The 18,210-nt window shown below is 73.1% G+C and carries 17 protein-coding genes and 1 riboswitch; of the genes, 6 read left to right on the top strand and 11 right to left on the bottom strand.

The window, feature by feature from the left end; all coding sequences use genetic code 11:
* Positions 1 to 94: 94 nt before the first annotated feature.
* The 3 genes from IM770_RS13015 to IM770_RS13005 form a co-directional block, all read right to left on the bottom strand.
* Positions 95 to 901: an energy-coupling factor transporter transmembrane component T family protein gene (locus IM770_RS13015; protein WP_203581570.1), complete on the bottom strand. Its 807-nt coding sequence runs from the start codon at positions 899 to 901 to the stop codon at positions 95 to 97.
* On the bottom strand, positions 898 to 2,367 hold the full coding sequence (locus IM770_RS13010; RefSeq protein WP_203581653.1) for an ABC transporter ATP-binding protein: 1,470 nt from the start codon (positions 2,365 to 2,367) through the stop codon (positions 898 to 900). Before IM770_RS13010 ends, IM770_RS13015 begins: the two co-directional genes overlap by 4 nt.
* Positions 2,368 to 2,389: 22 nt before the next feature.
* Complete coding sequence (locus IM770_RS13005; protein ID WP_203581569.1) at positions 2,390 to 3,034, bottom strand: ECF transporter S component; 645 nt, start codon at positions 3,032 to 3,034, stop codon at positions 2,390 to 2,392.
* Positions 3,027 to 3,136, bottom strand: a riboswitch (TPP riboswitch). (Overlaps the previous gene by 8 nt.)
* A 37-nt stretch (positions 3,137 to 3,173) precedes the next feature.
* Here IM770_RS13005 and IM770_RS13000 point away from each other — a divergent pair.
* On the top strand, positions 3,174 to 4,916 hold the full coding sequence (locus tag IM770_RS13000; RefSeq protein WP_203581568.1) for a D-alanyl-D-alanine carboxypeptidase family protein: 1,743 nt from the start codon (positions 3,174 to 3,176) through the stop codon (positions 4,914 to 4,916).
* Positions 4,917 to 5,006: 90 nt separating this feature from the next.
* Here the strand turns inward: IM770_RS13000 and IM770_RS12995 are convergent, their stop codons facing one another.
* Genes IM770_RS12995 through IM770_RS12985 form a run of 3 tightly spaced genes read right to left on the bottom strand, consistent with a single transcriptional unit; the run spans position 5,007 to position 7,709 of the window.
* Positions 5,007 to 5,423 carry an RbsD/FucU family protein gene (locus IM770_RS12995; RefSeq protein ID WP_203581567.1) on the bottom strand — a complete coding sequence of 139 codons (417 nt, stop codon included), beginning with the start codon at positions 5,421 to 5,423 and terminating at the stop codon, positions 5,007 to 5,009.
* 26 nt (positions 5,424 to 5,449) lie between these two features.
* Positions 5,450 to 6,427 (bottom strand): aldo/keto reductase, encoded by a 978-nt coding sequence (locus tag IM770_RS12990; RefSeq protein ID WP_203581566.1) that lies wholly within the window; start codon positions 6,425 to 6,427, stop codon positions 5,450 to 5,452.
* Positions 6,414 to 7,709: an L-fuconate dehydratase gene (locus IM770_RS12985; RefSeq protein WP_203581565.1), complete on the bottom strand. Its 1,296-nt coding sequence runs from the start codon at positions 7,707 to 7,709 to the stop codon at positions 6,414 to 6,416. The genes IM770_RS12990 and IM770_RS12985 overlap by 14 nt, the downstream gene beginning before the upstream one ends.
* A 133-nt stretch (positions 7,710 to 7,842) precedes the next feature.
* On the opposite strand from IM770_RS12985, the gene IM770_RS12980 reads away from it, so the two are divergent.
* Complete coding sequence (locus IM770_RS12980; RefSeq protein WP_203581564.1) at positions 7,843 to 8,703, top strand: fumarylacetoacetate hydrolase family protein; 861 nt, start codon at positions 7,843 to 7,845, stop codon at positions 8,701 to 8,703.
* On the top strand, positions 8,700 to 9,506 hold the full coding sequence (locus IM770_RS12975; protein WP_203581563.1) for an SDR family NAD(P)-dependent oxidoreductase: 807 nt from the start codon (positions 8,700 to 8,702) through the stop codon (positions 9,504 to 9,506). The genes IM770_RS12980 and IM770_RS12975 overlap by 4 nt, the downstream gene beginning before the upstream one ends.
* 88 nt (positions 9,507 to 9,594) lie before the next feature.
* Here IM770_RS12975 and IM770_RS12970 read toward each other — a convergent pair whose 3' ends face one another.
* The gene (locus IM770_RS12970) at positions 9,595 to 10,434 is read right to left on the bottom strand and encodes an amidohydrolase family protein (RefSeq protein WP_203581562.1); all 840 of its coding nucleotides are present in this window, start codon (positions 10,432 to 10,434) and stop codon (positions 9,595 to 9,597) included.
* Positions 10,435 to 10,552: 118 nt separating this feature from the next.
* Between IM770_RS12970 and IM770_RS12965 the strand changes: the two genes are divergently transcribed.
* The gene (locus tag IM770_RS12965; RefSeq protein WP_203581561.1) at positions 10,553 to 11,230 is read left to right on the top strand and encodes a FadR/GntR family transcriptional regulator; all 678 of its coding nucleotides are present in this window, start codon (positions 10,553 to 10,555) and stop codon (positions 11,228 to 11,230) included.
* 162 nt (positions 11,231 to 11,392) lie between these two features.
* Here the strand turns inward: IM770_RS12965 and IM770_RS12960 are convergent, their stop codons facing one another.
* The 4 genes from IM770_RS12960 to IM770_RS12945 form a co-directional block, all read right to left on the bottom strand.
* The gene (locus IM770_RS12960; protein WP_203581560.1) at positions 11,393 to 12,319 is read right to left on the bottom strand and encodes a J domain-containing protein; all 927 of its coding nucleotides are present in this window, start codon (positions 12,317 to 12,319) and stop codon (positions 11,393 to 11,395) included.
* Between the two features lie 153 nt (positions 12,320 to 12,472).
* The gene (locus IM770_RS12955; protein ID WP_239066164.1) at positions 12,473 to 13,105 is read right to left on the bottom strand and encodes a hypothetical protein; all 633 of its coding nucleotides are present in this window, start codon (positions 13,103 to 13,105) and stop codon (positions 12,473 to 12,475) included.
* Positions 13,102 to 13,944: an LssY C-terminal domain-containing protein gene (locus tag IM770_RS12950; RefSeq protein WP_203581559.1), complete on the bottom strand. Its 843-nt coding sequence runs from the start codon at positions 13,942 to 13,944 to the stop codon at positions 13,102 to 13,104. The genes IM770_RS12955 and IM770_RS12950 overlap by 4 nt, the downstream gene beginning before the upstream one ends.
* Before the next feature lie 35 nt (positions 13,945 to 13,979).
* Positions 13,980 to 15,053 (bottom strand): enoyl-CoA hydratase/isomerase family protein, encoded by a 1,074-nt coding sequence (locus IM770_RS12945; RefSeq protein WP_203581558.1) that lies wholly within the window; start codon positions 15,051 to 15,053, stop codon positions 13,980 to 13,982.
* A gap of 152 nt (positions 15,054 to 15,205) precedes the next feature.
* Between IM770_RS12945 and IM770_RS12940 the strand changes: the two genes are divergently transcribed.
* Positions 15,206 to 17,395 (top strand): ABC transporter ATP-binding protein, encoded by a 2,190-nt coding sequence (locus tag IM770_RS12940; RefSeq protein WP_203581557.1) that lies wholly within the window; start codon positions 15,206 to 15,208, stop codon positions 17,393 to 17,395.
* A complete protein-coding gene (locus IM770_RS12935) occupies positions 17,392 to 18,210 on the top strand; it encodes an ABC transporter permease subunit (RefSeq protein WP_203581556.1) in 819 nt (272 codons plus the stop codon). Before IM770_RS12940 ends, IM770_RS12935 begins: the two co-directional genes overlap by 4 nt.

Here is an 18,210-nt window from a genome sequence, read left to right as displayed (position 1 = left end):
TTCGGGGGCGTCCAGGTCGACGACCGGGCACCGGTCCTCGAGCGGAGGGCGCTCGGGCGCCCGAAGACGAAACGTGTCCGGCCGCCGACGAGGGTCAGGACCAGACGAACCGGAAGGTGCCCGCGGCGATCGCCGCCCCGATCGCGACGGCCATGATCGCGGTGCCGCCCAGCAGGGCCACCAGGTCGCGGGGGTGCAGGCGCGACGGCCGCGACCACGTGCGCGGAATGCCGGACCCGAACCCGCGGGCCTCCATCGCCATAGCGAGCTTGGTGCCGCGGCGCACGGCGAAGACGAGCAGCACGAACGCCATCGAGAAGAACCGGCGGACCGCACCCGTGTCGCCGACGCCGCGGGCGCGGCGCGCGAGCTGCATGCTGCGCCAGTCGTCGAGGAACAGCCCCAGCGTGCGCGTGCCCGCCAGGACGCCGAGCACGAACCGCGACGGCAGTCTGGCCACCTGAGCGAGCGCGTCGGCGAGCTCGGTGGGGTCGGTTCGGCCGAAGAGCAGGATGGTCGGCAGGCCGAGTGCGATCACCCGCAGGCACACCGCGACGGCGAGCGCGATCGACTCGTCGCTGATCGTCGCGTACCAGAACGACCAGTAGACCGTGCCGCCGGGCTCGGCGTACAGCAGCATGCTGACGCCCGCGACGGGCGCGAACACGATGATCGGCAGCATCCGCTTGAGCACCGTCATGACGCCGAGCCCCGTGAGCGGGATGCAGGCGAGCTGCAGCGCGATGGCCACGAGCGCGCTCGTGACGTCGATCGAGGCGAACAGCGGCACCGACAGCAGCAGGGCGAGCACGATCTTGGTGACCGGGTTGACGCCGTCGAGCCAGGCGCGTGGAACCTCGCCCGTCGCGTCGGTGACCGCGCGCGCGTCGACGGCGGTCACGATGCCACCCCCGCGGCCAGGGGCGCGCCGAGGTCGATGCCGTGTCCGCCGAGATGCCGCAGCACGTCCTCGTCGTGCGTGACCGCGACGACGGTCGTGCCCGCGGCGATCTCGGACTGCAGCAGCTGCACCAGCTCGATCCACCCGCGGCGGTCCTGCCCGAACGTCGGCTCGTCGAGAACGATGACCGGCGGCGCGTCGGCGAGCACGGTGGCCACCGAGAGCCGGCGCTTCTGGCCGCCCGACAGTGTGAACGGGTTGGCGGCGGCCAGCGGCGCCAGGTGGAGCCGCTCGAGCAGCTCGTCCACGATGGCTCCGACGGCGGCGGGGTCGACTCCTCGCGAGCGCGGGCCGATGGCGAGCTCGTCGCGCACGGTCGAGGCGAGGAACTGGTGCTCGGGCTCCTGGAACACGGTGCCGATGCGAGTGAGCAGCTCGCGCGAGGTCCACCGCGAGGGGCGGCGACCGGAGCGGCCGGCCAGCTCGGGGGCGGCGACGACCTCGCCTGCCGCCTCGGGCAGGAGGCCGGCGAGGGTGAGCGCGAGCGTGGACTTGCCGGTCCCGTTCGGGCCGGTGACGATCGTGGCGGCGCCCCGCGGCACCCGCAGGTCGAGTCCGGCGCGCACGATGGTGCGGCGGTCGCGCGAGATGGAGAGAGCGGATGCCGCCACCGCCGCCGGCGCGTCGGCCGAGGCCTCCGCGAGCACCGGCAGGTCGACGGGCTGACCCGGAACCCACACGCCGGCCGCTGCGAGCTCGGCGCCGTGGCGGGCGAAGACCTCGGCGGGCGGACCGTCGGCGAGGAGCCCGCCGTCGGCGCCCACGACGAGGACGCGGTCCATGAGGTCGGCCCACACGCTGGTGCGATGCTCGATCACGACGAGCGTGGCGCCCGTCTCGTCGAGCGCGCGCTCGACGCTCGCGCGCACCTCGCGCACCCCCTCGGGGTCGAGATTGGCGGTGGGCTCGTCGAGGAGGAGCACGCCGGGGCGCATCGCGAGAACGCCGGCGAGCGCGAGCCGCTGCTTCTGCCCGCCCGAGAGCGCCTTGGTGGGTCGCGAGAGCGGCACTTCGAGGCCGACGGCGTCGAGCGCCTCGGCGACCCGCCCGGGGATCTCGTGCGCCGGCACCCCCAGGTTCTCGCAGCCGAAGGCCACATCGTCGCCGACCTTCGACAGCACGACTCCCGAGTCGGGGTCCTGCAGGACCAGCCCGACGCGTCCTCGGTGGGCTTCCGCCCGCTCGCCGTCGATGAGGAGCGCGCCGGACTCGTCACCCTCGTCGGCCCCGCCGAGGAGTCCCGCCATGCCGGCGAGGAGCGTCGACTTGCCGGCGCCCGAGGCGCCGAGCAGCAGCACGCGCTCGCCGGGCTCGATCGTGAACGACACGTCGCGGACGGCGGGCGCGCGGCGCCCGCCGTAGCGCCAGCCCCAGCCCGCCGCAGTGATGCGAGCAGGTCGGGTCACGGTCACGTTCAGACCTCCCCGGTCAGACCTCGCGGCGCGCTTCGCGTCCGACGGCGAAGCGGTTGAGCGCCCCGGTGGCGGCGAGACCGCGCACGGCGAGCCAGCCGACGAGACCCGCGAGCAGCGCTCCCGAAGCGACGAGCGACACGAGGTAGATGACGTTGAACTCGAGCGTCTTGAGGATGTTCGGAGAGCTGCCGTAGAACAGCTCGAACACCCAGGCGCCGACGGCCGCACCCACGCCCGCGAGCATCGCCACGGGCAGGGTGAAGCGGCGATACAGGAAGAGCGCGAAGATCAGCTCGGCCCCGAGCCCCTGCACCAGACCCGACAGCAGGGTCGACACACCCCACACGTTGCCGATCAGCATCGAGACGATGGCGGCGATCACCTCGACCAGGAGGGCGGCGCCGGGCTTGCGGATGACGAGACCGCCGATCACGCCGCCGATCAGCCAGATGCCGACCGCCAGGCCGCCGAGCCCGGGCGTCAGGCCGTCCATCGCGATGAACCAGGCGTACCCGACGGTGTTCCATGCCCAGAAGACCAGGCCGATCGCGACGCCGAGCACCGCGGCGACCACGATGTCGACGACGCGCCAGCGCAGGCTGCGCGACGTGGGCGGAACCGCCGCAACGGGGGTGGGTGCGGACGTGGACGCGTGCATATGAGCTCCTCCCTGCGCCGGCATGATCCGGATCAGGTTCGACGGTCGAAGCGTGGGTCGCTTCCTCTCAGCCCGGCTCACCGGACTCCCGTGGTTGTGGCGGCAAGTATACCGCCGCGATGACGGGTATTTTGGAGGGATGACTCCGGACGACACCCCCGCTCCCACGCGCCGCGCGCGCCGGGTGCAGACCGGTGCCGTCCCCACAGCGGCCGTCGACGCTGACGCGGCCGCACGCAGCATCCTCACCATGCCCAGCGAGGGCGCCGACGTCGCCCACCCCGGGACCAGCACCGCCCCCGACGACGTGCCCGCGGTGCCGTCGACCATCGCGACCGTGCCGCTCGCCGGCGCACCGGCGGGCGCCGCCACGATGCCCGTGTTCGAGCCACCCGCCGACACGGCGCCGGCCGAGATCGTGCCCGACCCGTCGCGCCCCGCGCCCACCGCGCCAGAGCCCAGCGCTCCGGTCGCCACGTGGAGCCCGCTCGAACCGACCGCCACGCTCCCGCCCACCCCCTCTCAGGGTGGCGCGGCCGGCGGAAGCCGCACCGCCCTCGCCTGGGTGGACGAGACCGCCGTAGGCAGGCCGTCCGTTCCCGGCGACCTGTCCGCCGCCGCCACCCCGTACGTCACCGTCGACGCGGACCTGCTCGCAGAGGCCCCGCGGCGCTCTCCGCTGCGCGCGGGCGTCATCGTGCCCACCCTGGCGATCGCGGCGGTCCTCGCCGGCTACGCCGGCACGACGCTGCTGTGGCCGCTGCACGCCGTCGCCCCGACCGTGACGGCGATGGAGGTGCAACCGATCGCCGCTCCGGCGGCGGTGCCGGTGTGGCCGGCCGCGGGCAGTGCGGCAGAGGCCGTCGGCGGCATCCCGGGCACGCTCGCATCGACCGCCGACGCCGACTCGATCGCGAGCATCACCAAGGTCCTGACCGCGCTGGTGATCCTCGACGAGCTGCCTCTCGCCCCCGGTGAGCAGGGGCCCGAGTACCGGTTCACCGCGGCCGACAACTCCCGCTACTGGGCGTACCGCCGGGGCGGCGAGTCCGCGCTCGACGTGCCTGTCGGCGGCACGCTCACCGAGTACCAGATGCTCGAGGGCATCCTCATCGGGTCGGCGAATAACTACGCCGACCGCCTCGCCCAGAGCATCTGGCCCTCCGACGCGGTGTTCGCCTCCGCCGCATCGGCGTGGCTCGCGACGCACGGGGTGCCCGGCATCACCGTGTACGAGCCGACGGGCATGGATCCCCGGAACACCGCCAGCAACGAGGCGCTGATCACCCTCGCGCAGAAGGCGCTCGGGAATCCCGTGATCGCCGAGATCGTCGCGAAGCAGTCGGTCGATCTTCCCGGTGCCGGCCACGTCGAGAACACCAATGGCCTGCTGGCCGACCCCGGGGTCGTCGGCATCAAGACCGGCACGCTGGACGAGTGGAACCTGCTGTCGGCGAAGGACGTCACGATCGGCGACACCACGGTTCGCCTGTTCGCGTCGGTGCTCGGCCAGCCCGACGACGAGAGCCGCCTGGCCGCCTCACGCGCCCTGTACACGCAGCTCGAGCAGGAGCTGCAGTTGAAGCCGTCGGTGACCGCCGGCACGGTGACCGGTGTCGTCGAGACGCTGTGGGGCGACGAGGTCGAGGTCGTCACGTCCGGCGACGCCTCCGTGATCCTGTGGAACGGCGGCAGCGGCACGGTCGACACCACCTTCGACCTGGGCGACAGCCGCGAGGCGGGCGACGTCGTCGGCTCGCTCACCGTGACCGGGCCGCTCGACGACGCCGCCGTCGAGCTGCAGCTCGCTGCCGACATCAGCGACCCGTCACCGTGGTGGCGGCTGACCCACCCGCTCGACCTCTTCGGCCTGAACGGCTGACGTCCGCCGGGACGGCGGTGGCGGCATCCGTCTCCGCGATCCCGCTCGCGGCGTGCGCGCCGACGAGGCGGCCGGCGCGAGGAAAGCGCGTCAGCCCGCCGACGGGTGCCCGACGACGCCCTTCCGGAGCAGCGCGTTGCCGTACTTGCGGGTCTCGCCGGTGCGCACGATGACGTAGGCGGACTTCGCGACCTCGTAGTACTCGAACCGGTCGACGTAGCGCGGGCTGTCGGTGGCGGCGGCGGCCGCGAGCTCGCGCTGCACGTCGAGCACCTCGCCGTCCGCCGACGCCATCAGATCGAGCGCCGGAGCATCGTCGAGCGGCACCACGCTGCGCACGGCGGCCAGCACGTCGGGTGTGGTCGTTCCCGGCAGGTCGACGACGCGCGCGCCGAGCGCCCAGGCCGGAAAGTGGGCGTCGGCGACCACCACCGCGTCGGAGTGGCCCATGCGGTCCAGATGGAGCAGCAGCTCCCCCGTCAGGAGCGGGTTGATGCCCTCGAGCATGAGGATCCCTTTCGTCAGCGGATGCGTCAGCGGATGAGGCCGTCGGCGCCGAGGTCGTCCCACAGCGCGGCGGGGATGTCGATCGCCATGAGCTCGGCGTTGCGGCGCATCTGCTCGGGCCGGCTGCCGCCGACGACCACGGACCGCACCGCGGGATCCCGCAGCGCGAACTGCACCGCCGCGGCGGGAAGCGGCACGTGGTGGGCGCGGCACACGGCGAGGATGGCCTGCAGTCGGTCCCACAGCGGCTCCGGCATCCGTCCGTACTCGTACCGGTCGGAGCGCTCCGGCTCGTCTTTCGCGAGCAGGCCCGAGTTGAACACGGATGCCGCGACCACCCCGGTCCCGCGCGCGTGGCAGGCGGGCAGCACGGCGTCGGCGGCGGGCTGCTCCAGCAGCGTGTAGCGGCCGGCGATCATGATGAGGTCGAGATCCGCGGTCTCGACGGCGGCGGCGAGCGCCTCCGAGACCATCGAGCCGATGCCGATCGCATCGACGGCGCCCTCGGCGCGGAGCCGCTCGAGCGCCGGAAAAGCCTCGCGGAGCGCGAGGTCGAGGTCGTGCCGCTCGGGGTCGTGCAAGTAGAGCACGTCCACGCGATCGAGTCCCAGCCGCTCGAGCGACTCGTCGAGGCTCGCGCGCACGCCCGCCTCGGAGAAGTCCCACTCTCGGCGCAGGGTGGTGGGCACGTGGAAGTCCGCCGCGAGGTCGACGCCGCCGTCGTCGTCGGGGTTGGGGCGCAGCAGGCGCCCGGCCTTCGTCGAGATCACGAACTCGTCGCGCGGCTTGGTCCGCAGGAACGCGCCCAGGCGACGCTCCGACAGGCCGAGGCCGTAGTGCGGCGCGGTGTCGTAGTAGCGGATGCCGCTCTCCCACGCCGCGTCGAGGATCGCCCAGGCCTGGTCGTCGTCGAGCTCCCGGAACAGGTTGCCGACGTTCGCCGCGCCGTAGCCGAGCCGCGTGAGAGGGCGACCCTGCAGGGCGGCGCGGTCAGGCCGCGGCATCCGTCGTCCCGAACTCGTACGCGGTGCGGCTCGCGGCCTTCATCTCCATGCCGGTGCCGGGAGCGGTGGGCGCCGCATACACGCCGCCGCGCACCTCGGTCGGCACGACGAAGTGCTCGTGCAGGTGATCGACGTACTCGATCATGCGACCCTCGCGGGTGCCGGTCACGGCCACGAAGTCGAACATCGACAGGTGCTGGACCGCCTCGCACAGGCCGACGCCGCCGGCGTGCGGGCACACCGGCACGCCGAACTTGGCGGCCAGCAGCAGGTTGGCGATGTTCTCGTTGACGCCGCCGACGCGGGCGGCGTCGATCTGCATGACCGAGATCGCGTCGGCCTGCAGCAGCTGCTTGAAGATCACGCGGTTCTGCGCGTGCTCGCCGGTCGCCACCCGAACGGGGGCGATACCGCGCGCGATGTCGGCGTGGCCGAGCACGTCATCGGGGCTCGTCGGCTCCTCGATCCACGCGAGGTCGAACTCGGCCAGGGCGTTCACCCACGCGATCGCCTCGGGCACCTCCCACCGCTGATTCGCGTCGATGGCGATCGGGAACTCAGGGCCGCACACCTCGCGCGCGATGCGCAGGCGGCGGATGTCGTCCTGCAGGTCGGCGCCGACCTTGAGCTTGATCTGGCCGAAGCCGTCGGCGATCGCCTCGCGGCACAGGCGCGCCAGCTTCGCGTCGGAGTATCCGAGCCAACCGGGGCTGGTCGTGTAGGCCGGGTAGCCCGTCGCGAGCAGCTCCTGCTCGCGCTCGTCTCGGCCCGGCTCTGCGGCGCGGAGGATCCGGAGGGCGTCGTCGGGCGTCAGGGCGTTGCCGAGATAGCGGAAGTCGACGAGCGCGACGAGTTCCTCGGGGCTCATGCGCGAGAGCAGCTGCCACAGCGGCAGCCCCGCGCGCTTGGCCTTGATGTCCCACAGCGCGTTGACGACGGCGCCGATCGCCATGTGCATGACGCCCTTCTCGGGCCCGAGCCAGCGCAGCTGCGAGTCGCCGATGAGCTCGCGGTTCGTCGCGCCCATGTCGTCGAGGAGCGGCTCGAGCTCCCGGCCCACGAGGTGACCGGCGAGCGCGTCGAGGGCGGCGACCTGCACGTCGTTGCCGCGCCCGATCGTGAAGACGAAGGCGTGACCCGAGACGCCGTCCGCGGCATCCGTCACGATCTGCACATACGCGGCCGAGTAGTCGGGATCGGGGTTCATGGCGTCGGAGCCGTCGAGGCTCAGCGACGTCGGGAATCGGATGTCTGTCGTCTCGAAGGCGACGATGCGGCTCACGGCGTTCTCCTGCGGTTCACGGCTCGCGATGTCGAACCGCTCGCAGTGTAAACATCCGATGTCTATACTGTCAATCACGCCCCGCGGTCACGACGACATCGACGTCGCCCGCACCGAGAGATCCAGGAGAGCCATGAAGTTCGCGCGCCTCGGCGAGTCCGGCAGCGAGATCCCCGTCGTCCTCGACGGAGATCGTCGCCTCGATCTGCGCCCGCTCACATCCGATGTCGACGGTCGATTCCTCGCCGACGATCCCGTCGGCCGCACGTCCGCCGCCATCGCCGACGGGCTCCTCCCGGAACTCGAAGGCGCCGCGGAGATGCGCGTCGGCGCACCGATCGCCCGCCCGAGCGCGGTGCTCTGCATCGGGCAGAACTACGCCGCGCACGCGCGGGAGTCCGGCGCCGAGCCGCCGACCGTGCCGATCGTGTTCCTGAAGACCCCGAACACGGTCGTCGGCCCGGACGACGCGGTCACGATTCCCCGCGGCAGCGAGAAGACCGACTGGGAGGTGGAGCTCGGCGTCGTCATCGGCCGCCGGACGGCGTATCTGGACAGTCTCGACGAGGTCGACGCGCACATCGCCGGGTACGTCGTGGCCAACGACGTCTCGGAGCGCGCGTTCCAGATGGAGGTCTCGGGCGGGCAGTGGTCGAAGGGGAAGATCGCTCCGGGCTTCAACCCCACCGGGCCCTGGCTGGTGACGCCCGACGAGGTCGACGTGCAGAACCTGCGCCTGAGGAGCTTCGTCAACGGCGAGCCCCGCCAGGACTCGAACACGAACGACATGATCTTCGACGTGCGCACCATCGTCCACCACCTGTCGCAGTACGTCACCCTCGAACCGGGCGACCTCATCCTCACCGGCACGCCGCAGGGCGTGGCCTTCGGCGGCAAGTTCCCGTACCTGAAGGCCGGCGACGTCGTCGACATCGAGATCGAGGGCCTGGGCGCGCAGCGCCAGGAGTTCGTGGCCTGGGAGGCGGCGCGATGAGCGGCGGGCAGCCGGGCGGCGGGCAGCCGGGCAGCGGCCAGCCGGGCGGCGGGCAGCTGGACGGCCTCGTCGCCGTCGTCACCGGCGGCGCCTCGGGGATCGGGGCGGCGATCGCGCATGCCCTCGCCGACGAAGGGGCCGAGGTCGCGGTGTTCGACCTCGACCCGTCGGGCGCCGACCCGCGGTTCGCCGCGTTCGCGGCGGACATCTCGGACCGGACCGCCGTCGAACGGGCGGTCGGCGAGGTCGGCGAGCGGTTCGGGCGCATCGACATCGTCGTCAACAACGCCGGCATCGGGGCGCAGGGCGACATCTCGGGGAACGACGACGACGAGTGGGCGCGCGTGCTGTCGATCAACGTCACCGGCATCGCCCGCGTGACCGCGGCGGCGCTGCCGTGGCTGCGGCGGTCGCCCGCGGCGGCCGTGTGCAACACGTCGTCGATCGCGGCGACCGCGGGCCTGCCGCAGCGCGCGCTCTACAGCGCGTCCAAGGGCGCCGTGCTGTCTCTCACGCGGGCGATGGCCGCCGATCATCTGCGCGAAGGCATCCGTGTCAACGCCGTCAATCCCGGCACCGCCGACACGCCCTGGATCGGCCGGCTGCTGTCGAGCGCGTCCGACCCCGCGGCCGAGCGCGCCGCGCTCGAGGCGCGCCAGCCGCACGGGCGTCTGGTGTCGGCCGAGGAGGTCGCCGGGGCGGTGCTGTACCTCGTGAGTCCGGCGGCCGGCTCGACCACCGGCACGTACATCGAGGTCGACGGCGGCATGTCGGCGCTGCGCCTCCGCCCCGCCGGCACCTGACGCTGTCCTCACCCGCTTTCTGTCGAGGACGTTGATCGACGGGGACCGTCCGTCGCGGCTGCAGGAAGCGGGCGGGCGGCCGGAGGCGTCAGCGCAGGCGGTAGACGCGCTCGGCGTTCTCGCGCAGCACGGCGTGGTGGCCGCGAGGGCCGACGCGGTCGTCGAGCCACGCCGTCACCGTGGCGAGCCAGCGCCCGAACGGGCCCGACACCGGCCAGTCGCTGCCGAACAGCAGGCGGTCGGGACCGAACGCATCGAGAGCGACGTCGAGGAACGGCCGCACCTGCGCGTCGCTCCACTCCCCCGCCGACTCCGCCGGCAGCCCGGAGAGCTTGCACACGACGTTCGGGCGCTGGGCGAGGTCGCGCAGCGACTCGGCCCAGGGCGTGCCGTCCGCCGGGTCGGCCGCCTGCGGCGACCCGACCTCGGGCTTGCCCAGGTGATCGAGCACGATCCGCAGCCCGGGCAGCGCGTCGGCGAGCGCCACGACATCGGGCAGCTGCGCCCAGCGCACGCACGCGTCGAAGGTGAGCCCGGTCGCCGCCACAGCCTGCGCGGAGCGGAGGAACCCGGGCCGCAGGCAGAAGCCCTCGGGCTCGGACTGCAGCAGCCGGCGCACGCCGACCACGAGCGGGCGCTCCGTGTACGCAGCAAGGACGATGTCGGTGGCGGCGGGATCCTCGAGCGGCGCGCGGGCGACGACCCCGCGCAGCGGCACGCGGTCGGCGAGCGAAGACACCCAGTCCACCTCCGCGACGGCCTGCTCGGGCGCGCATTCGGCCTGCACGAACACGAAGCCGCACTCGTCGTCGGGCGCATCGCGCAGCGCCACGTCCAACTCGTCCGGCCCGAAAGATCGGAGCAGCGGCCCCTCGAGCCAGTCGTACGTCAAGACGTCGGTGTCCCACAGATGAAGGTGTGCGTCCACGACTCGCATGCTCACCATTGTGGCGCGGCGAACGGCTGTGGTGCGGCGAACGGCTGTGGCGTGGCGAACGGCGGTGGCGGCATCCGCGATTCGGACATCCGATGTCTATGATGGGCGCGTGGCCGTCACCGACGAAGCGATCGAGAAGATCAAGGACATGATCGTCCGCGGCGAGCTGACCCCCGGGTCGCGCCTGCCGCCCGAGAAGGATCTGGCCGAGCGGCTGGGCCTGTCGCGCAGCTCGATGCGCGAGGCGGTCAAGGCGCTCGAGGTCATCCGCGTCCTCGATGTGCGGCGCGGCGACGGCACGTATGTCACCAGCCTCGAGCCGAAGCTGCTGCTCGAGGCGATCTCGTTCGTGGTCGACCTCCACGACGACGACTCCCTTCTCGAGATCTTCGCGGTGCGGCGCGTGCTCGAGTCGCACGCGACGGGCCTCGCGGCGCAGCGGGCGGGCGACGACGACGTGGCGGGGCTGGATGCCGAGATCCGCATCGTCGAGGCCGACACCGACCCCGAGACCTTGGTCGCACACGATGTGCGGTTCCACGGCGCCATCGCGCGGCTGGCGGGCAACGACTACCTGGCGAGCCTGCTCGAGAGCCTCACCAGCCAGACCGTGCGTGCCCGCGTCTGGCGCGGGCTCACGCAGGCCGGCGCCGTCGAGCGCACCCTCGACGAGCACCGCGCGATCCTCGACGCGATCGCCGATCACGACATCGAGCTCGCGACCTCGATCGCCCGCGTGCACATCTCGGGCATCGAGCACTGGCTGCGACAGGCGCGCGACGCCTGAGCCCGGACCGGCGCTTCTCCCTCGTTTCGCAGTCGCCTTCTGCGCCCCAGGCCTGCGCTGCGCGCGGAACCTGACTGCCGAGCCTCCTCCACAGGCGCTCGGGGTCGCGCGGCGGAGGCGGGAGTGGGATGCCGCGACCCGCGCCGGTCGCGAGCGCGCGGGCTACGCGAAGCGGACGGTCTGCTGCAGGCGGGTGCGGTAGTCGAAGACCTCGTTGCCGCCGATGTCGCGGGCGCCGGTGATGCCGCGGCGCAGGACGGTGGCCAGCGCGCTGCGCGAGACGATCGCGACCCGCACGCCGCGCACCTTGCCGAGCTCGTCGATCGGGTCGATCACGTCCTCGTCGGGCAGGACGACGATCGCTCCGCTGAAGCGCACGCCCGCGGCACGCGCGACCACGCGCATGCCGGCCAGCAGCTCGGCGATCGGCGCGCCGGGCACGCCCTCGCCGATGAACTCGCCGCGGCGCAGCCGCACCGGGCCGCCGAAGTCCTCCGAGAGGATCGCGTACAGCCCGCTCGGCCCCAGCACGATGTGGTCGATCTTCGCGTCGGCGTCGGCGCCCCGACCCGCGGCGGAGACGTCGTGCCACACGGTGTAGCCCATGCCGAGGTCGGCCACGATGCGGGCGGTCGCCTCCTCGGCCAGCGCGTCGGCGAGGAGGCGCCGCAGCGCCACCGGCGCCGAGCGGACCAGCGCCGGGTCGTACGGGTCGTCGAGGGTCACGCCACGGCCGGCCCATTCCCGGATGAGCGTGAGGTAGCGCTCGCGCCGCCAGCCGCCGGGATGCCCGTATGAGCGCGCTCGCGGGCGTGTGTCGGTCCGGGCTGCGGGCGGGCGCCAGCCCGACCACTCCGGGGCGGCCGTCTCGCCGAAGCCGTGCCCGCGGTCGTACGCCGCGCGCGCGTCGGGGGTGCCGACGAGCTCCCACGCACGCTGCACCTGGATGAACACCGCGGCGTCGCCCCCGGTGTCGGGGTGCGTCTGCCGGAGCCGCAGGCGGTACGCCTTGCGGAGCGTCTCTTCGTCGACACCGGGGTCGACGGCGAGCACCTCGTAGGCCGACGCCGAGAGCGGACTGTCGAACACGGACCCTCCCCCGGAGACGGCGATGACGGATGCTGCGAGCCGCTGTCTGCGGCGGGACTCAGGTTACGTCACGCGGGGCCGGACCCCACCCACCACCTGTCATGAGGTGCCGGGCCGCGCGACACAACGCGCCAGGCGAACAGGGACACGCACTCACCGCTGTTCGCGGCGGCGCGCGTAGGCAGCCGCACTGCGGCTCGAGAGGGCGAGCAGCAGCAGGATGTCGAGGCTCAGCGACACGTACGTGCCGTCGATCTGGATCTCCTGCCCCTGCGCCCACCAGGCGAAGAAGGACGTGCTGATCGAGCCGACCGCGATCAGCATGACGATGACGCGGGCCCAGTTGTGGCCGCGGAAGACGAAGACCGCGAGGAGCAGGTCGATGAGCAGCACCGCCCCGCCGACGGCGAGCACGACCCACAGCGCGGCCTGCGCGCCCTCCGGCGACGGATCGAACCCCTCGAGGACCGTGTCGGGGTCGTCCAGCAAGGCCTCCCAGCCGGCGGCGATCGCGGCGAGCACGACCACGCCCGCGAGCACGCGCAGCAGGATGAGGCAGACGCCCGCGACCGTGGTCGCCGGCCGCGGCATGTCGGGGTCGTAGCCGGTCGGCCGGAGCAGCCGCGCCGGAGGCTCGTAGGCCGGACGCTTCTGCGGCGCGGTCGGCGCCGGCGCCGCACCGGACGGCGGCGATCCCGGCTCGGAACGCGGCATCGGCAGCGATCCCGACGCCGCCGCCGACTCGGCCGGCGGCACCGATCCCGGCTCCGCGCCGCCCGCGCTCATGCGACCCCCCCTCCCGCCTTGCCCACGCGCGGCTGGACCGCGCGCACGTCCACGATCGGCAGGTCGCCGTCGGTGCGAATGCTGTCGCCGCCGCCGTTGCGCGCGTGATACCCGGTGGCGAAGTCGGCGATGACGTCGACGACCACGCCGGGGTCGGCACCGCAGATCGACGAGACGATGTGGTCGCGCTCGACGTCGGTGTCGGCGTCGATCCGATGGGTGATCTGGAGCGTGAACAGCGACAGCCCGACGCTGGTGTCGAAGGTGCCCGCCGCGAGCCAGTCGACGCGGCGTCCGCCCGGGAGCAGCCAGCCGTCGGGGCAGCGCCAGAATCTCACGTGGTGGCGCTGGGCGGGGTTGCCGTCGACCTCCTGCTGGTACGCGAAGTCCTGCTGGCGCCCGAAGAGGAACAGCGGGCTCACGGGAGCCTCGTCGTAGCTGCGCCGGCTGAGCGTCGACGTGATGATGCGCCAGGACGAGCCGACCGTCACGGGATCGGCCGGCGTCCAGCCCGCCGCCTGCAGGGCGGTCTGGATCTGCGCGCCCGAGCCGAGGAACGCGAGGTTCACGGGGTCGCCGAGCAGCCCGTCGCTCGTCCTGGTGCGCCCGATGAAGTACTCCGGCACGTAGATCGTGGTGAGGATCCGGTGCAGGCGCGGCAGCACGAGGTAGGCCAGCAGCACCCAGAAGGCGAGGAAGAACGGGATGCCCCACCACCCCACGTGGAAGGTCTCGGTGAGGCTGAGATACGCGAGCCACAGCGCCGCGGCGCCGGCGAAGACGAAGAAGAACCAGTCGATCGCGACCCCGATCGAGTAGCTGCGTCGCCTGCTGCTCATGGTCGCATCTCGTGGCGGCGCCGGAGGAGGCCTGCTCAGTCCCAGAGCGGGACGGCGGGGCGGTGGGCCAGGGCGGATGCCTCGACCTCGGGCGGCAGGTCGGCGAGCGTCGCGGGCTGCCAGCGCGGGGTGCGGTCCTTGTCGATCACCTGCGCCCGGATGCCCTCGGCCAGGTCGGGCTGGGTCGTCGCGAACCACATGACGAGCCCGTACTCCTGCTCGAGCGCGGCGCGCAGGCCCGGCAGCTCGCGCGCGCGGCGCACGGCCGCGAGCGTCACGGCGAGGCCGGTCGGCGAGAGCTCGCCGAGCAGATCGGCGGTGGCGGATGCCTCGGGCTCGGGCCGCGCCCGCAGCCGCTCGACGATCTCGGCGACGGTGTCGGCAGCGAACGCGTCGTCGATCCACTCCCGCGCGCGCTCGAGCTTGGCTGGTGCCGGCGTCTCGTCGAACAGCAGCACCAGCTCGGTCGGCGTCGACGGGTCGGCTCGCGTCTCGAGCGCCTCGCGCACGGCGTCGAGGCGGTCGTGGGGCACGAAGTGATCGGCGAAGCCGGCGTAGATCGCGTCCGAGGCATCCATCACCGCACCGGTGAGCCCGAGGTACTCGCCGAGGCGGCCGGGAGCGTGGGCCAGCAGCCACGTGCCGCCGACGTCCGGAGTGAAGCCGATGCGCGTCTCGGGCATCGCCAGCTGCGACCGCTCGGTGACGATGCGGATGGCGGCGTGCCCGGCGAGGCCGATGCCCCCGCCCATCGTGATGCCGTCGGCGAGCGCGATGAACGGCTTGGGGTACTCGGCGATCCGGGCGTTCAGGGCGTACTCGTCGCGGAAGAACAGCGCCGACTCGTCGGCCTTGCCCCCGGTCACGCGCTCGGCGAGCCCGCGCACGTCGCCGCCTGCGCACAGCCCACGCTCGCCCGCGCCGTCGAGGACGACGACGTCGACCTCGGTGTCGTCCTCCCACGCGTCCAGCGCTTCGTGCAGCAAATGGATCATGCCGAGATCCAGCGCGTTGATCGCCCGCGGGCGGTTGAGCGTGAGGCGTCCGAGGCCACCGCCCGTGCGGACGAGGACGGTGGGCTCGGCGGCGGGCGCGGCGAGGTCGGTCACGAGCGCAACGTTACCGGGCGTGCGAAGTTCTCCCACGCTGGGCCGGGATTTCCGACAGGATGGGACGGAGTTCCACAAGCAATCCGCAACGAAGCGGCCCCGTCCCGTAGCCCCCGCGGGGTGTCAGCTCACGACCTACGAGAGGGTTCGGCATGCCCGACGGCCAGTCGCTGGAGTTCTCAGATGTCACCAAGCGCTTCGGCGCGGTCACGGCGGTCTCAGGGCTCTCGGCCCGCGTCGAGCCGGGAAGGGTGACGGGATTCCTCGGGCCGAACGGCGCCGGCAAGACCACGACGCTGCGGATCCTCCTCGGCCTCGTCCGCGCGAACGAGGGCACCGCCACGATCGGCGGCAAGCGCTACGCCGAGCTCGACCACCCGCTGCAGACCGTCGGCGCGGTGCTCGAGGCATCCAGCTTCCATCCCGGCCGCACCGCCGCCGCCCACCTCACGATCTACGCGCAGGCTGCCGGCATCCCGAAGGACCGCGTCGGCGAGGTGCTCGGCCTGGTCGGGTTGACGGATGCCGCGAACCGCAAGGTCGGCGGCTTCTCGCTCGGCATGCGGCAACGACTCGGCCTCGCGTACGCGCTGCTCGGCGATCCGGGCGTGCTGGTGCTCGACGAGCCGGCGAACGGCCTCGATCCCGAGGGCATCCGCTGGATGCGCGGCTTCCTTCGGCAGCTGGCCGCCGAGGGACGCACCGTGCTGGTGTCGTCGCACCTGCTCGCCGAGGTGCAGCAGACCGTCGACGCGCTGCTGATCATCTCGCGCGGCCGCCTGGTGTTCCAGGGCGAGGTCGACGAGCTCACCGACTCCGACGAGTCGGCCACCGTGGTCGACGCGCCCGACAGAGCCGCACTGACCTCCGCGCTCTCCGCCGCCGGCGTGCGTTTCGAGGTGCTGCGTTCGGGCCTCACCGTGCGCGGCCTCGATCCCGCGGCCGTGGGCGCGGCGGCCGCTGCGGCCGGCGTCGCGCTGTCGTCGCTGCACCGCCGCGGTCCGGCGCTCGAAGAGGTCTTCCTCGACCTGGTGAACGGCACTCGCGTCCACGCGAGTGCCGCGGGCGCGGGTGCGCTGTCGCCCGTGGGGGCGACGGATGCCGCAGCCCCGGCGACCGGCTCACCGCCGCCGGAGACGTCGCTGCCCGCGGCGGCCGGGGTGACGGCGGGCGTCGCCGCCGCGGCCGGGGCTGATGCGGTCGCCGGCAACGATGCGGAGGTCGTCGCTGAAGAGGAAGTCGGGGTTGAGGCGACCGGCGCTGACGCGGCGGTCGGCGCTGACGCGGCACCCCCGGAGGTGTCGGGCGAGGAGGACGCCGGCGCTCAGGCGGACGTGGAGCGAAGGGCCGAGGAACGGGCGGAGGCCCAGGAGTCTGCGCTCAGCGCGGCCGCGCTCGACGCGGAGACGACGGGATCGCCCGGCGCCGCAGCCTCGCTCGCCGCCGCGGCCGGAGCCGCCTGGGCGGCCGAGGAACGCGCGGACGACGAACCCCGCGAAGTCCGGTCCGAGGCCGAGGAGAGCGGGGCATCCGCCTCGCCGACCTGGGCAGTGGCCAGCACCGGCGTGATCGACGTCGTCTCGGGGCCCGACGCGTCCGTCGGCGACCCGTGGGCGCCCGAGGACGCCGACCCCGACGTGGACGCCATCGGCACGATCGACGACGAGCTCTCGACACCGGAGCCCGGCTCCACGGCCGACGGCGAACCGCACGCCGATGCGGACGCACGGCCCGACGCGTCCGTCGGCGACCCGTGGGCGCCCGAGGACGCCGACCCCGACGTGGACGCCATCGGCACGATCGACGACGAGCTCTCGACACCGGAGCCGGTCGACGAGGACGACGACCGCCCGTGGGAGCACTACGAGAAGACCGAATCGGACCGCGACGCCGATGCCTTCTTCGCCGCGTTCGATCACACCGCGGACGCGGACGCCACGGGTCTGGACGCAGAGGCGGCAGATGCGGCGGAGCCCGCGGAGGCCGCCTCCGAGGGCGACGCCACGATCGAGGGTGAGACCGCGACCGCGGCCACGGACCAGGGCGAAAGCGAGGCCGACGGTGCAGCCGGCACCAATGCCGAGGCCGAGGCCGAGGCGCAGCCTGAGGCCTGGGCTCCGCCCGAGACGGGTCCCGACCCCGCCGGCGGTGACGTCGACCGCCGCGACGCCCCCGACGACACCGGCCACGACACCGGCGGCGACCTCCACGCCGACCCCGCCGCACCGGAGGCCGACGAGCAGCCGGCGGACGGGGCATCCGTTCCCGCTCCCGCCCTCCCGGGCGACCGGGCCGAAGACGGGCACTCCGACTCCCGCGCCGACGAAGGAGGCGACCGATGAGCCTCACCGCCGCGACCCGGGCCGAGACCACGAAGCTGTTCTCGACCAGCATCTGGTGGATCCTCGCGATCGTCCTCTTCGCCTACGTCGCGTTCACGGCGGCCGCGCTGGGCTTCGTCTTCGCGTCCGCGGCGACCGGCTCCCTGCCGGGTGACGCGCCGCCGCTGCCCGAGGAGGGCCTCGCCGCGACGCTCTACAGCACCGCCACGACGGTCGGCTACGTCTTTCCGCTGCTCGTCGGCACGCTCATGGTGACCGCGGAGTTCCGGCACAAGACGCTCACCCCGACGTTCCTCGCGACCCCGCGACGCGGGCGGGTGCTCGCCGCAAAGCTCGCCGTCGGCATCCTGATCGGCGTGATCCTCGGGATCATCGGCATCGCCGCCGCCGTCGCCACGTCGGCGGCGTTCCTGGCGGGCTTCGGCCTCGAGACGGAGTTCACGTCCGTCGAGACGTGGGCGATGATCGGACGGATGCTGCTCGCCTACGTCCTCTGGACGCTCATCGGCGTGGGGGTCGGCGCGCTGGTGCGCAACCAGGTGGCGGCGATCGTCGGGGTGCTCGTCTTCACGCAGTTCGTCGAGCCGATCGGACGCACCGCGGCCGCCTTCGTCGAGGGGCTGTCGGACGTCACGCGCTTCCTCCCGGGTGCCGCGAGCGACGCGCTGGTCGGTGCGAGCGTGCTGTCGGCGTCGATGGGGCAGGCCACCTCCGATGACCTCGAATGGTGGGTCGGCGGGCTGGTGCTTCTCGGCTACGCCGTGGTCTTCGTCGTGCTCGGGCACCTCGCGAGCTGGCGACGCGACGTCAGCTGA

The sequence above is a fragment of the Microbacterium hibisci genome (assembly GCF_015278255.1).
In the GTDB taxonomy this organism is placed as follows: domain Bacteria; phylum Actinomycetota; class Actinomycetes; order Actinomycetales; family Microbacteriaceae; genus Microbacterium; species Microbacterium hibisci.
The sequence above is the reverse complement of the archived record's forward strand: the minus strand, read 5'-3'. Positions and strand labels throughout refer to the sequence as shown.